This is a genomic window from Nocardioides pacificus (assembly GCF_054775955.1).
In genome coordinates this window covers 131,031-144,481 of sequence record NZ_BAAHCI010000014.1, presented here as the reverse complement: position 1 = coordinate 144,481, position 13,451 = coordinate 131,031, and the positions used below count along the sequence as shown (strand labels likewise).

Below are 13,451 nucleotides of genomic sequence, written 5' to 3'. Positions count from 1 at the left end.
GCGGACGGCGCCGACGTCGTCACTTGCCGCTGGCCGCCAGCTCGGCGGTGGGGATGTGGTGCGTCGAGATGCGCTTGCGGAACACCCAGTAGGTCCAGGCCTGGTAGCCCAGCACGACCGGGGTGAAGATCGCCGCGACCCAGGTCATCACCGTGAGGGTGTACGACGTGGCGGCGGCGTTCGTCGTGGTCAGCGAGAACGCGACGTCGGTCGTCGAGGGCATCACGTCGGGGAAGAGCGCCAGGAAGAGTCCGGCGACGGCCAGCCCGATCGTGGCGAAGGTCCCGATGAAGCCCCAGCCCTCGCGGCCGGCGAGCGCCGAGACGATCCCGCCCACCAGGGCGAGGGCGGCGACGACGAAGGCGACCGCGGAGGCGACGGATCCCGTCTCGGCCTGGGTCCAGACCATGAAGACCACCGCGACCACGGCGGCCGCGACTCCGAGCTTGACTGCGAGGGCGCGTGCCCGGTGCCGGATGTCGCCGTCGGTCTTGAGAGCGATGAACATCGCGCCGTGGGTGAGGAACAGCAGCAGGGTGACGATGCCGCCGAGCAGGCCGTAGGGGTTCAGCAGCGTGAAGAGCGTGCCGGTGAACTCCTTGTCGGCGTCGATCGGGACCCCGCCGACGATGTTGGCGAACGCGACGCCCCACAGCACGGCGGGCAGGAACGAGCCGACGATGATGGCCGCGTCCCAGCGCCCCTGCCACTGCTTCTCCGAGCGCTTGTGGCGGTACTCGAAGCCCAGGTTGCGCACGATCAGTGCGAGCAGGATGAGCAGCAGCGGCAGGTAGAACCCGCTGAAGAGCGTGGCGTACCACTCCGGGAAGGCCGCGAACGTCGCGCCGCCGGCGACCAGCACCCAGACCTCGTTGCCGTCCCAGAGCGGGCCGATGGTGTTGATCATGACGCGGCGCTCGGTGTCGTTCTTGGCGAGCACCGGGAGCAGCATGCCGACTCCGAAGTCGAAGCCCTCGAGGGTGAAGTAGCCGATCCACAGGACGGCGATGAGGATGAACCAGACAGTGGTGAGTTCCATGGCGATGTCCTCAGTAGGCGAAGGTCAGGGGAGCGTCGTCGTCGGCCGGGGTGTTGCCGGGGTCCGGCGGCTCCTGGAACTCAGGGGCACCCGCCTTCACGTACTTCAGCGTGAGCCCCACCTCGATGACCATGAGCACCGCGTAGACCAGCGACAGCGAGAGCAGCGAGATCCAGGCCTCGGTGGTGCTGACTCCCGGCGACACGGCGTTGCCGACGGTCATCAGCCCGTAGACCACCCACGGCTGGCGGCCGATCTCGGTGAAGAGCCAACCCCACGAGTTGGCGAACACCACGGCCAGCGGCAGCGCGATGGCCAGGCGCAGCCACCACACGCTCGCGGGCACGGCGCCCTTGCGTGTCACCCACAGGATCAGGGCGGCGCCGGCCGCGGCGAAGAGGCCGAGACCGATCATGAAGCGGAAGCTCCAGTAGGTCACCGGGATCACCGGCACGTAGTCGCTCGCGTGGTAGTAGGCCGCGCCCGGGTCCTGGCCGTACTCCTCGGCGTAGGTCTCGCGCAGCTCGTCGATGCCCTTGACCTCGCCGTCGAAGCTGCCCGTCCCGAGGTAGGAGAGCAGGCAGGGGACCGTGACCGAGAACTTCTCCTCCTTGCCGTCGGGGGTGCCGACGGTGAAGATCGAGAACGGCGCGCAGCTGTCCGCGCTCTCGTAGAGCCCCTCGGCTGCCGCCATCTTCATCGGCTGGACCTCGGTCATCACCTTGCCCTGGAGGTCGCCGGTGATGGCGACGCCGAGCCCGGCGACCAGCGTCACGAGCGCGCCGGCGCGGATGCCCATCTTGTACATCGGTCGGTCGCCCTCGGCGGTCTTGCGGCGCAGGTAGAGCCAGGCGCTGACACCGAGGACGAACGCGCCACCGGTCATGTAGGCCGCGGTCATCACGTGCGGGAAGGTCACCAGCTGGACCTTGTTGAACATCACGGCCCAGAAGTCGACGAGCTCGGCGCGGCCGTTCTCGGGGTTGTACTCGTAGCCGACCGGGTGCTGCATCCAGGAGTTGGCCGAGAGGATGAAGTAGGCGCTGAACACGGTGCCGAGGTGGGCCAGCCACATCGTCGCGGCGTGCAGTCCGCGGGGGAGCTTGTCCCAGCCGAAGATCCACAGCCCCAGGAACGTCGACTCCAGGAAGAAGGCCAGCAGACCCTCGATGGCCAGCGGGGCGCCGAAGATGTCGCCCACGAACCGGCTGTAGTCGGACCAGTTCATCCCGAACTGGAACTCCTGCACGATGCCGGTCACCAGGCCGAGCGCGAAGTTGATCAGGAACAGCGTCCCGAAGAACTTCGTGAGGCGCAGGTACTCAGGCCGCTTCTTGACGACCCACATCGTCTCGAACGACGCCACGATCGCCGAGAGTCCGATGGTGATCGGCACGAAGAGGAAGTGATAGACGGTGATGATGCCGAACTGCCACCGGGCAATCTCGAGGACGTCCAAGGCGCTTCTACTTTCGGGAGCGGGACAGGCCCGTGCGGAACTGACTGGCTGTAAATTACTACAAGCGGTAGTAGATACTACGGTCGGTAGTAACTTTCTGGCAGGGCCCCTAGACTCGTCCTCATGGGTCGAACGTCCCGACTGGGTGAGCTCGAGCGCAGCGTCATGGACGTCCTGTGGGACGCCGAGGATGAGGCCTGGCTGACGGTGCGTGAGGTGCACGGCGTCCTCGCCGCCTCGCGCACGGCCGCCTACACCACGGTGATGACCGTCATGGACCGGCTGGCGCGCAAGGGCATGGTCGCCCAGGAGCGGGCCGGTCGTGCCTACCGCTACCGCGCGTCCTTCTCGCGCGGGGAGCTGACCGCCGACCTGATGCGCGAGGCTCTCGACGGGTTCAGCTCCGAGGACCGGGGCCGCGCCCTGGTCGCGTTCGTGGACGACGCGCGCCCCGAGGACCTGGCCGCGCTGCGTGAGGCGCTGGCCGCGCTCGACCGCTGAGGTGACGCCCCTGCTGCTGGGCCTGCTCGCCATGGCCCTGGCCGGGCCGGTGCCGGGCGTGCTGGCCCGCCTGCCCGCGCTGCGTCGTACGCCGCGTGCGGCGATGCTGCTGTGGCAGAGCGTGGCGCTCTCGGCCGTGCTGGCGGCGCTGGGGGCGGGGCTGTCCCTGGTCACCGAGTCGTTGGCCACCGGGCGCTCCTGGCGTCCCGAGGCCGGTCCGGCCGGCTGGGCAGCGGCGGGTCTGGCGCTCGTGGTGACGCTGCTGGTGCTCGGCCGACTGCTGCTCAGTGGCCATCGGGTGGGGCGCGGCCTGCGGGCGCTGCGTCGCCGCCACCGGGAGGTCCTCGACCTGGTCGCGCGCCGGGACCTGAGTCGCGAGCAGCCGGGGATGCGGGTCCTTGAGGACGCCGTGCCGGTGGCCTACTGCCTCCCCGGGGTGACCGGTGCTCGCGTGGTGCTCTCGGCGGGGGCGCTGCACCGGCTGGCCCCGGACGAGGTCGAGGCGGTCCTGGCTCACGAGCGGGCCCACCTCGCGGCGCGCCACGACCTGGTGCTCGAGGCGTTCAGCGTCCTGCACCGGGCCTTCCCCCGTTGGGTCTCCAGCGCCTCGGCGCTGCGGGAGGTCGAGCTGCTGGTCGAGGTGCTCGCCGACCGGGCGGCGGCGCGGGTGTGCGGTGCGCGGGCGCTTGCGCGGGCCCTCGTCGCGCTGGCCGAGGGGCGGGTGCCCACCGCCGCGCTCGGGGCGGCCTCCGCGGGCCTGGTCGTCCGGGTGCGGCTGCTGGCGGATGGGCGGCCGCACCGCCTGCAGGCCGCTGCGCTCGTCGTACTGGCGGTCGCGGTGCTGGCGCTTCCGACCGCGTTCATCGTCACGCCCTGGCTCGCTGCCCTGACCTGAGGCGCCGAACCGTCACTGCCTCCACGTCGTACGGCGTGTCTGGTCGAGGCAGTGACGGGTCGCGGGGTCTCTGGGGCAGGTCGTGGGCGACACGCTCCATGTGAAGCGTGATGCAGGTGTGACTTTCACCTAGGGTCAGAGCATGGCGACCCGTACGTCTTCCCCGCCGGGGTCGCGGAGCTCGAACACGTCTCGAGGCAGCAGCAAGAGTGCCGCCAAGGGCAGCTCGAGCACCCGATCCCGGAGTACCGGAAGCACCCGATCCACCGCGTCGCGCGGCAAGCCCCGCGCGACCACCAAGCGCGCCCCGGCGCGTCCAGCGCCCCGAGCGGTGCGCAATGGGCCGGGCCCCGTGGCCCGGCTCTTCAGCGCGCTCGCCCGTGCGATCGCAGCCGCCTGGCTCGGTGTCGCCCACGGTGTGGGAGCAGTCGCCCGCGGCATCGGCCGCAGCGCACGCGACCTGGAGCCCGAGCACCGGCGCGACGGCGTCGGGCTGCTGCTCGTCGCCCTCGCGCTCGTCGCGGCCGCCGCGGTGTGGTTCCAGCCGCCCGGCGGCTTCATGGAGTTCATCCGCACGATCGTCGCCGGCTCGGTCGGCAAGGTCGGCTGGCTGGTCCCGCTGATGCTCGTCTACGTCGGCTGGCGCAACATGCGCGACCCCGTGCACAACGGCCCGGCGGGTCGCCAGGTCATCGGCTGGACCGCCCTTGCCTTCGGTGTGCTCGGCATCGTGCACATCGCCAACGGCAGCCCGCAGCCGGTCCGCGGCGACGCGAGCTCGCTGCAGGAGGCCGGGGGAGCGGTGGGCTTCGTCGTCTCCAGCCTGCTGCTCGACCTGCTCCGCACGCCGTACGTCGTGGTGCCGCTGCTGGTGCTGCTCGCGGTGTTCGGGATCCTGGTCATCACAGCAACGCCCGTCTATCAGGTGCCTGCCCGGCTCCGCGAGTCTCGCGACCGCCTCTTCGGCATCACCCACGACGACGAGGACGACCACCCCACGCAGCTGATGCGCGCGCACGGGGACGACGAGATCGATCCCGAGCGCGGCGACCCGGCCTACGACACCCCGGTGCTCGAGGACCGCGAGGTCAAGAAGCGCCGCCGCAAGAAGGACGCCCTGGACGTGGCCCTCGCCGAGGGCACGGGTCCCGACCCGGCCGTCGACGTGATGGCCACACCGGCGGGCTTCACCGCGGACACGCCCGCTCCCCATGCTCCGGAGACGCCGTTGGTCGAGGACAAGCACGACCTCGTCCCGCCGCCGCACTCGCCGCTGCCGGCCCGCGTCGAGCAGCTCTCGCTCTCCGGCGACATCGCCTACTCGCTGCCCGGCAACGACGTCCTCGCTCCCGGCTCGCCGCACAAGCCGCGCTCCAAGGCCAGCGACGAGGTGGTCGACCGCCTCACCGCGGTGTTCGAGGAGTTCGGCATCGACGCCCAGGTGACCGGCTACACCCGCGGCCCGACAGTCACCCGCTACGAGGTCGAGGTCGGCCCGGCGGTGAAGGTCGAGAAGGTCACCGCGCTGTCGAAGAACATCGCCTACGCCGTCGCCTCCGCGGACGTGCGGATCCTGAGCCCGATCCCCGGCAAGTCGGCGATCGGCATCGAGATCCCCAACCGCGACAAGGAGATCGTCACCCTCGGCGACGTGCTGCGCTCCAACACCGCGCGCAGCGACCACCACCCGATGGTGGTCGGGCTCGGCAAGGACGTCGAGGGCGGGTTCGTCGTCGCCAACCTCGCGAAGATGCCGCACATGCTCGTCGCCGGCGCCACCGGCTCCGGCAAGTCGTCGTTCATCAACTCGATGATCACCTCGCTGCTGATGCGCTCGACGCCCGACGAGGTGCGGATGATCCTCGTCGACCCCAAGCGGGTCGAGCTCAACATCTACGAGGGCATCCCGCACCTGATCACGCCGATCATCACCAACCCCAAGAAGGCCGCCGAGGCGCTGGCCTGGGTCGTGCGCGAGATGGACCTGCGCTACGACGACCTGGCCAACTTCGGCTTCCGCCACGTGGACGACTTCAACAAGGCCGTCCGTGCGGGGAAGGTCGAGCTGCCGCCGGGCAGCGAGCGCGAGCTCGCGCCGTACCCCTATCTCGTGGTGGTCGTCGACGAGCTCGCCGACCTGATGATGGTCGCCCCGCGCGACGTCGAGGACGCGGTCGTCCGGATCACCCAGCTCGCCCGTGCGGCCGGCATCCACCTGGTCCTCGCGACGCAGCGGCCCTCCGTGGACGTCGTCACCGGTCTGATCAAGGCCAACGTGCCCTCGCGGCTGGCCTTCGCCACCTCGTCGGTCACCGACAGCCGGGTCATCCTCGACCAGCCGGGCGCGGAGAAGCTCGTCGGCCAGGGTGACGGCCTCTTCCTGCCGATGGGCGCCTCCAAGCCGGTGCGCGTCCAGGGCTCCTGGGTCAGCGAGGCCGAGATCGCGCAGGTCGTCAAGCACGTGCGCGGGCAGCTCGAGCCGAGCTACCGCGAGGACGTCACCGCCCCGGCCGCGGCCAAGCGCGACCTCGAGGACGACATCGGCGACGACATGGACCTGGTGATCCAGGCCATCGAGCTCGTCGTCTCCACCCAGTTCGGATCCACCTCGATGCTCCAGCGCAAGCTGCGCGTGGGCTTCGCCAAGGCCGGTCGTCTGATGGACATCCTCGAGAGCCGAGGCGTCGTCGGACCGAGCGAGGGCTCGAAGGCACGCGACGTGCTGGTCAAGCCCGACGAGATCGACGGCGTCATCGCCATCATCCAGGGGGAACAGTGAGTGCAGCGCAGGCCCGTGACCACCGACCGTCAAACCGGAGCGACCGCGTCTTCGTCCCGGAGCCGCTGGTGGCCGTCGACGGTCGCCCCCACTCCGACTCCGACGACGTGACCGACCAGACTCCCGTGCTCGGACATGGCGAGGCTCCCGCCATCGTGGAGGTACGACGCAACGCCGGCGTCTCCGCACTCGTCGGGGCGACCGCCTCCGCCGTGGCGATCGCCTACCTCGGCCGGGCCGCCCAGACCGGCGCCTGGCTCGACTGGGCACTGGTGGCGCTGATGGGCGCCCTGGGCTCCGTCCACCTGTGGAACCTCGTCGACTCACGCACGCCGTTGCTGGTCGCGGACGCGCACGGCGTGCGGATCCGGCTCGGCCGCACCTGGCGCGGGCTTCCGTGGGGTGCGCTGGACCGCGTCGAGCACTCGCCCCGGCGCGGGATCCTGCGCGACGGCCGGCTCGCGCTGGTCGCCCGCAACCCCGAGCGCTTCCTCGGCGAGCTCGACGCCGCCGGACGGCGCCAGACCCGGGTGGCGACCCGGCTGCACGGCGCGCCGTTCGCCGTACCCCTCGGCCTCGCGACGCGCGTCGTCGGCGCCGACGGCGACCTGACCGTCGCCCTCGAGCGTCTCGCCGGCGCGTCGGTCAACGTCGTCGAGCTGGTGCCCGAGGTCGTGGTGCCGGACAGCGACGACACCGCCGACGAGCGGTCGGCCGAGGAGTGGTCGGCCGTCGAGGCCGAGTCCACCGAAGAGCTGCCTGAGGATCTGGATGTCGAGGACGGCGACGCGCCGCTCCCGCGCTGGCGACGGGTCGGCCCGGTCGTGGCGCACGGCATCACGCTGGTGGCCTCACGGCTCCCGAAGCTGCCCGCCCGCACCGACTCGGAGGTCGAGTACGACGACGAGCCGAGCGACGAGCCCGCCGAGGCGGCCGCCGTCGACGACGTCCAGGAGACGTCACCCCTGACGGCCAGCGCCACGCCGGCCCCGCTGCGCGAGACGCGCTCGGGCGCGCGCGCCGAGATCCGCCACGAGGTCGCCACGTCCACGGCCGCCGAGCTGCCCGAGGCCCGCGAGCTGCGGCGCAACGGCAGCGTCAACCTGGTCGAGGAGACGCAGGTCTGGGGCGACCGGGTCCGCCCCATCGCCACCGGCGGCGACTCCGTCGAGCCCCTGGTCATCGACGACTTCGCCGTCGAGCCGGCCGCGGACCCTGTCATCGGGCCCGAGCTGTGTGCGGCTCGCACCCGGCTGTCGCTGAGCGTCGACCAGCTCGCCGAGCGCACCCGGATCCGCCCGCACGTCATCGAGTCGATCGAGGTCGACGACTTCGCCCCCTGCGGTGGCGACTTCTATGCCCGCGGTCACCTCCGCACGCTGGCCCGGGTGCTCGGGGTGGACGTGACGCCGCTGCTCGCGACGTACGACGAGCGCTACGCCGACGCCCCGATCAACGCACGCCGGGTCTTCGAGGCCGAGCTGGCCACCGGGGCCCACGGTTCCATCCGGGGCACGCGCGGCGGTCCGAACTGGTCGGTGCTGATCGCCGCGATCATGGTGGTCGTGCTGGCCTGGTCGATCGCCCGCCTGGTGATGGACACCCCGGTCGAGCTGCAGCAGGCGCCCGGGCTCAACGGCTCCATCGGCTCCGTCGAGGGCACGGGACCGGCCTCGGTCCCGGCCGTCCCGGTGGTGCTGCGCGCCACCAAGGGAGGCGCTCACCTCAAGGTCACCGGCGCCGGCGGCGCGATCGTGTGGGAGAACGACCTGGCGATGGGGGAGAGCAAGCGACTGCGGGTGGCCCCGCCCGTGCGGATCGAGGCGTCCGACGCGGGCGCCATCTCGGTCCTCGTCGACGGTGAGAGGCGCGGCACCCTGGGCAAGCCCGGGCAGTCGGGCGAGGGCGTGTTCGTCGTCCGTCCGTAGACGACGCGACACCTGTCACACGGTCGGGTGCGGCGCGCGTTTCGACGCGGCCGCGCCCGACCGTCATACTCGGAGGCGACTATGACGACTGAAGCGACCGCCCTCCCCGTGCCCTCCTCCGACCAGCTCTCCGCCGGCGATGCCGAAGTGCCGGCCCGACCGCTGCTGTCGGTCGCGATGGTGACCCTGGGCTGCGCCCGCAACGAGGTCGACTCCGAGGAGATGGCCGGCCGGCTGGAGGCCGACGGCTTCCGCCTGGTCGAGGACCCGTCCGAGGCCGACACGGTGATCGTCAACACGTGTGGCTTCGTCGAGGCCGCCAAGAAGGACTCCGTCGACACGCTCCTCGAGGCGGCCGACCTCAAGGAGACCGGACGCACCCAGGCGGTCGTCGCCGTCGGCTGCCTGGCCGAGCGCTACGGCAACGAGCTCGCCGAGTCGCTGCCCGAGGCCGACGCCGTGCTCGGCTTCGACGACTACCCCGACATCGCCGCCCGCCTGCGCTCGATCGTGGCGGGGGAGACCCATCACGCGCACACGCCGCAGGACCGTCGGCGCCTGCTGCCGATCTCGCCGGTGGAGCGCGACGCCAGCACGCTGAGCGTCCCCGGTCACGGCGTCGCCGACCTACCCGCCGGCGTCGCTCCGGTGAGTGGTCCGCGCACCGTCCGCCGCCGCCTCGACGGTGGCCCGATGGCGCCGCTCAAGCTGGCCAGCGGCTGCGACCGCCGGTGCACGTTCTGCGCGATCCCGAGCTTCCGGGGCTCGTTCGTGAGCCGTCGGCCCAGCGACGTGCTGCAGGAGGCGCAGTGGCTGGCCACCCAGGACGTGCGCGAGCTGTTCCTGGTGAGTGAGAACTCCACGTCCTACGGCAAGGACCTGGGCGACCTGCGTCTGCTCGAGACGATGCTGCCCGAGCTCGCGGCCATCGAGGGCATCGCCCGGGTGCGGGTGTCCTACCTGCAGCCGGCGGAGACCAGGCCGGGCCTGATCGAGGCGATCGCGACGACGCCCGGCGTGGTGCCCTACTTCGACCTCTCCTTCCAGCACGCGAGTGCGACGGTGCTGCGACGCATGCGCCGCTTCGGCGACCCCGACAGCTTCCTCGGCCTGCTCGAGCAGATCCGTGCGCTCGCTCCCGAGGCGGGCATCCGCTCCAACGTCATCGTGGGCTTCCCCGGCGAGACCGAGGACGAGCTGCAGACGCTGTGCGACTTCCTCGAGGCGGCGCGCCTCGACGTGACGGGCGTGTTCGGCTATTCCGACGAGGACGGCACCGAGGCCGCGACGTACGACGCGAAGCTGGACGAGGACGAGGTCCGCGCTCGCACCGAGCACGTGACGGGTCTCGTCGAGGAGCTCAACGCCCAGCGGGCCGAGGAGCGCATCGGCGAGCGGGTCATGGTGCTCGTGGAGTCGCTGGAGGACGGAGCTGTCGAGGGACGGGCCGCCCACCAGGGCCCCGAGGTCGACGGGACCACGCTCGTGGAGGGCGTGCCGAGTGGCGTGCGCATCGGCGACCTGGTGACCGGCACGGTGATCGGGACCGAGGGGGTCGACCTCATCGCCGAGGCGGACGGAGCCGTCTCGTGACGCCCAGCAGCGAGGTCAGCAGCGGGACCAGCAACTGGAACCTGCCGAACGCTCTCACCACCCTGCGCATCGTGATGGTGCCCTTCTTCGGCTGGGCGCTGCTCGTCGACGGCGGTGACTCGGTGCTGTGGCGCACTGTCGCCTTCGTCCTGTTCGGGCTGGCGATGATCACCGACAAGATCGACGGGGACATCGCGCGCGCTCGCAACATCGTCACCGACTTCGGCAAGATCGCGGACCCCATCGCCGACAAGGCGATCACCGGGATGGCCCTCATCGCCCTCTCGATCGTCGGCGAGGTGTGGTGGTGGGTGACCATCGTCGTGCTGCTGCGCGAGTGGAGCGTGACGCTCCTGCGCCTCTCGGTGCTCAAGTCCGTGGTCATCGCCGCCAAGCAGAGCGGCAAGATCAAGACGACGCTGCAGGCCATCGCCCTCGGCGGGCTCTCGCTGCCGCTCCTGCAGGTCGACGGCTCGCTCGATACGGTCGGCGAGGTGCTGTTCTACGGGTTCCAGGTGTGCCTGGCCGGCGCCGTCGCGATGACCCTGTGGTCCGGCTACGAGTTCTTCCGCGACGTGTGGCGTCAGCGGGACGCGATCCGCACCCGCTGAGGCGAGTCCTTCGACCGACGCCGACCGCTGTGCACGTCGTACGGCGAGGGTCTTTCGGCCCTGGGGTGTCCCGGTGCGAATTGCTCCACTGGGTGAGCGATTCGTGATGTCTTCGGATGTCTCCCGGAAGGGCCTGCGCCCCCCGGGATTTCGGCGCGTCCGCGAAACGAATGGCCCGAGATTTCCGTCATTCAATCGTCACAAGAAACGCCCTTCTCTGTCGGTCGGGCGGAGTTATGGTGACCCGGCTCCACCTTCGCGAACAGTCCTTCCGAAAGGTATGTGCCTTGTATCCCAGCCACACATCACCCGGGGTCTCCCCGGTACGACGGGGCCTGAGGGTCCTGACTGCGGGGGTGGGGCTCAGCCTCGTCGCCGCTCCGCTGACGCTCGTCGTCGCGCCTGCTCAGGCGGCCGACCCCGTCGAGATCCAGGTTCTCGGCATCAATGACTTCCACGGCCGGATCCTGCCGAACTTCGGCAGCCGCAACCTGGAAGGGGGCGCCGCTGTTCTCGCGGGAGCGGTCGACCAGCTGGAGAGCGAGCACCCCAACTCGGTGTTCGCTGCTGCCGGCGACCTGATCGGGGCCTCGACGTTCGAGTCCTTCATCGCCCAGGACAAGCCGACCATCGACGCCCTCAACGCGGCCGGTCTGGACGTGTCGGCCGCGGGCAACCACGAGTTCGACCAGGGCTACGACGACCTGATCAACCGCGTGATGGCTCCCGAGTCGGCGGAGAACCCCTACGGCGGCGCGAACTGGGAGTACATCGCGGCCAACGTCAAGATGAAGGCGAGCGGCAACCCCGCGCTCGACCCGACCTACGTGCAGACCTTCGGGACCGGTGAGAGCGCAGTGGACGTCGGCTTCGTCGGCGCCGTCACCGAGGACCTGCCCTCACTGGTCTCCCCGGCCGGCATCGAGGACCTCCAGGTCACCGACATCGTCGCGGCGGTCAACGCCGAGGCCACCGCGCTTGCGGCCGACGGGGTCGAGATCATCGTCCTGCTCGTCCACGAGGGCGCCACGGACACCAGCCTCGCCTCGGCGACGGACGCGGCGTCCAAGTTCGGCAAGATCGTCAACGGCGTGAACACCGACGTCGACGCGATCATCTCGGGTCACACCCACAAGGCGTACAACCACGCCGTGCCGGTCCCCGCCTGGGTCACCGAGGGTCGCGCGGTCACTACGCGTCCGGTGGTCTCCGCCGGCCAGTACGGCATGAACCTCAACCAGCTCCTCTTCGACGTCGACCCGGCCACGGGCGACCTCGTCTCGCTGGAGCAGAACATCCTGCCGCTGGTAGCCGGCGGCGCCGGGGCCTACCCCGCCGACGCCGATGTCGAGACGCTCGTCGCCGAGGCCAAGGCCGAGGCCGATGTGCTCGGAGCCGAGCCGCTCGGCGAGCTGGCCGGTCCGCTCTACCTGGCGCGTGTCGCTGACGGCACGGTGAGCCGCGGTGGCGAGTCGACTGTCGGCAACCTGGTCGCCGAGATCCAGCGCTGGGCCACCGAGGCCCCGACCTTCGGGGGCGCGCAGATCGCGTTCATGAACCCCGGTGGCCTCCGCGAGGACATGGTGGGCCTCCAGGACAGCGACCCCGCGACTCCTCTGGAGTTCCCGGCGACGTTGACCTACAAGCAGGCCGCGACGGCGCAGCCGTTCGCGAACACGCTGGTCAACATGGGGCTGACTGGTGCGCAGATCGAGTCCGTGCTCGAGGAGCAGTGGCAGCCCGCGGGCTCGTCGCGTCCGTTCCTCAAGCTGGGCACCTCGAAGGGCTTCGAGTACACCTACGACGCGGCCGCCCAGGAGATCACGGGGATGTGGCTCAACGGCACGCCCGTGCAGGATGACGTGACCTACTCGGTCACCGTGAACTCGTTCCTTGCCTCCGGCGGTGACAACTTCGCGACGCTCGCCGAGGGCTCCAACCCCAAGGACACCGGACGGATCGACCTGAGCGCCGTCGTCGACTACATGGACACCTTCGCCAGCGAGACTCCGCTGCCGGTCGACTACGCCCAGCACGCCGTGGGCGTGAGCTTCCCGGCCGAGGCGCCCGCGTCGTACAGCCCCGGCGACACGGTCGCGTTCGACCTCTCCTCGCTCGCCTTCACCGGTCCCGCCGACGTCCGCGACGACGCGGTCGAGGTACTGCTCCAGGGCAAGTCCCTCGGCACCTTCGCGGTCGACAACACGATCGGTACCGCGCAGTTCGACGAGCACGGCACTGCCTCGATCGAGGCCGTCCTTCCGCGCTACGCCGGTGACCCCGACTCCGTGACCGTGGTCGGAGCCAAGACGGGCACCAAGGTGGAGATCCCGATCGCCACCAAGTGGATGCCCAAGCTCACCTCGGTGGTGAAGGTGACCAGGTCGCCGAAGAAGGTCTACGCCAAGAAGACACGCCCGACCATGAAGGTGCAGGTCTCCGCCGAGGGCGAGCAGGTCACCGGCTGGGTCAAGGTGCGCACGGGTGGAAACCAGTACGTCCGTCGCGTCGTGGACGGTGTCGCCACCCTCAAGGTGGGCCCGTACGCCACGCGCGGCGTCAAGCGCGTCGTCATCCGGTACACCGGAAACGCGATGACCAAGTCGAGCCGGAAGATCGCCCAGATCTTCGTCCGACGCTGAACCT

The 13,451-nt window shown here is 70.6% G+C and carries 9 protein-coding genes; 7 read left to right on the top strand and 2 right to left on the bottom strand.

The genetic code is table 11. From position 1 onward, the window contains the following. Positions 1–19: 19 nt before the first annotated feature. Positions 20–1,039, bottom strand: a complete 1,020-nt coding sequence (cydB, locus tag ACYU7L_RS17065; protein ID WP_460799102.1) for a cytochrome d ubiquinol oxidase subunit II — start codon at positions 1,037–1,039, stop codon at positions 20–22. A gap of 10 nt (positions 1,040–1,049) precedes the next feature. Beyond that, positions 1,050–2,498: a cytochrome ubiquinol oxidase subunit I gene (locus tag ACYU7L_RS17060; protein ID WP_460799099.1), complete on the bottom strand. Its 1,449-nt coding sequence runs from the start codon at positions 2,496–2,498 to the stop codon at positions 1,050–1,052. A 123-nt stretch (positions 2,499–2,621) separates the two neighbouring features. Between ACYU7L_RS17060 and ACYU7L_RS17055 the strand changes: the two genes are divergently transcribed. The 7 genes from ACYU7L_RS17055 (at position 2,622) to ACYU7L_RS17025 (ending at position 13,447) form a co-directional block, all read left to right on the top strand. After that, the gene (locus ACYU7L_RS17055; protein WP_460799097.1) at positions 2,622–2,999 is read left to right on the top strand and encodes a BlaI/MecI/CopY family transcriptional regulator; all 378 of its coding nucleotides are present in this window, start codon (positions 2,622–2,624) and stop codon (positions 2,997–2,999) included. A 1-nt stretch (position 3,000) separates the two neighbouring features. Beyond that, a complete protein-coding gene (locus tag ACYU7L_RS17050; RefSeq protein WP_460799095.1) occupies positions 3,001–3,894 on the top strand; it encodes a M56 family metallopeptidase in 894 nt (297 codons plus the stop codon). 142 nt (positions 3,895–4,036) lie between these two features. Continuing rightward, complete coding sequence (locus tag ACYU7L_RS17045; protein ID WP_460799093.1) at positions 4,037–6,673, top strand: DNA translocase FtsK; 2,637 nt, start codon at positions 4,037–4,039, stop codon at positions 6,671–6,673. Beyond that, positions 6,670–8,601 carry a RodZ domain-containing protein gene (locus ACYU7L_RS17040; protein ID WP_460799091.1) on the top strand — a complete coding sequence of 644 codons (1,932 nt, stop codon included), beginning with the start codon at positions 6,670–6,672 and terminating at the stop codon, positions 8,599–8,601. The genes ACYU7L_RS17045 and ACYU7L_RS17040 overlap by 4 nt, the downstream gene beginning before the upstream one ends. Before the next feature lie 177 nt (positions 8,602–8,778). After that, on the top strand, positions 8,779–10,194 hold the full coding sequence (gene rimO / locus ACYU7L_RS17035) for a 30S ribosomal protein S12 methylthiotransferase RimO (RefSeq protein ID WP_460799836.1): 1,416 nt from the start codon (positions 8,779–8,781) through the stop codon (positions 10,192–10,194). After that, positions 10,191–10,805, top strand: coding sequence for a CDP-diacylglycerol--glycerol-3-phosphate 3-phosphatidyltransferase (pgsA, locus tag ACYU7L_RS17030; protein WP_460799089.1), 615 nt, complete (start codon positions 10,191–10,193; stop codon positions 10,803–10,805). Before rimO ends, pgsA begins: the two co-directional genes overlap by 4 nt. Positions 10,806–11,161: 356 nt before the next feature. Then, positions 11,162–13,447: a bifunctional metallophosphatase/5'-nucleotidase gene (locus tag ACYU7L_RS17025; RefSeq protein WP_460799087.1), complete on the top strand. Its 2,286-nt coding sequence runs from the start codon at positions 11,162–11,164 to the stop codon at positions 13,445–13,447. Positions 13,448–13,451 lie beyond the last annotated feature (4 nt).

What these genes read in the sequence shown, in the direction of transcription:
- cydB (WP_460799102.1), bottom strand. Translation starts at nt 1,039, where the DNA reads ATGGAACTCACCACTGTCTGGTTCATCCTCATCGCCGTCCTGTGGATC.
- rimO (WP_460799836.1), top strand. Translation starts at nt 8,779, where the DNA reads ATGGTGACCCTGGGCTGCGCCCGCAACGAGGTCGACTCCGAGGAGATG.
- ACYU7L_RS17045 (WP_460799093.1), top strand. Translation starts at nt 4,037, where the DNA reads ATGGCGACCCGTACGTCTTCCCCGCCGGGGTCGCGGAGCTCGAACACG.
- ACYU7L_RS17055 (WP_460799097.1), top strand. Translation starts at nt 2,622, where the DNA reads ATGGGTCGAACGTCCCGACTGGGTGAGCTCGAGCGCAGCGTCATGGAC.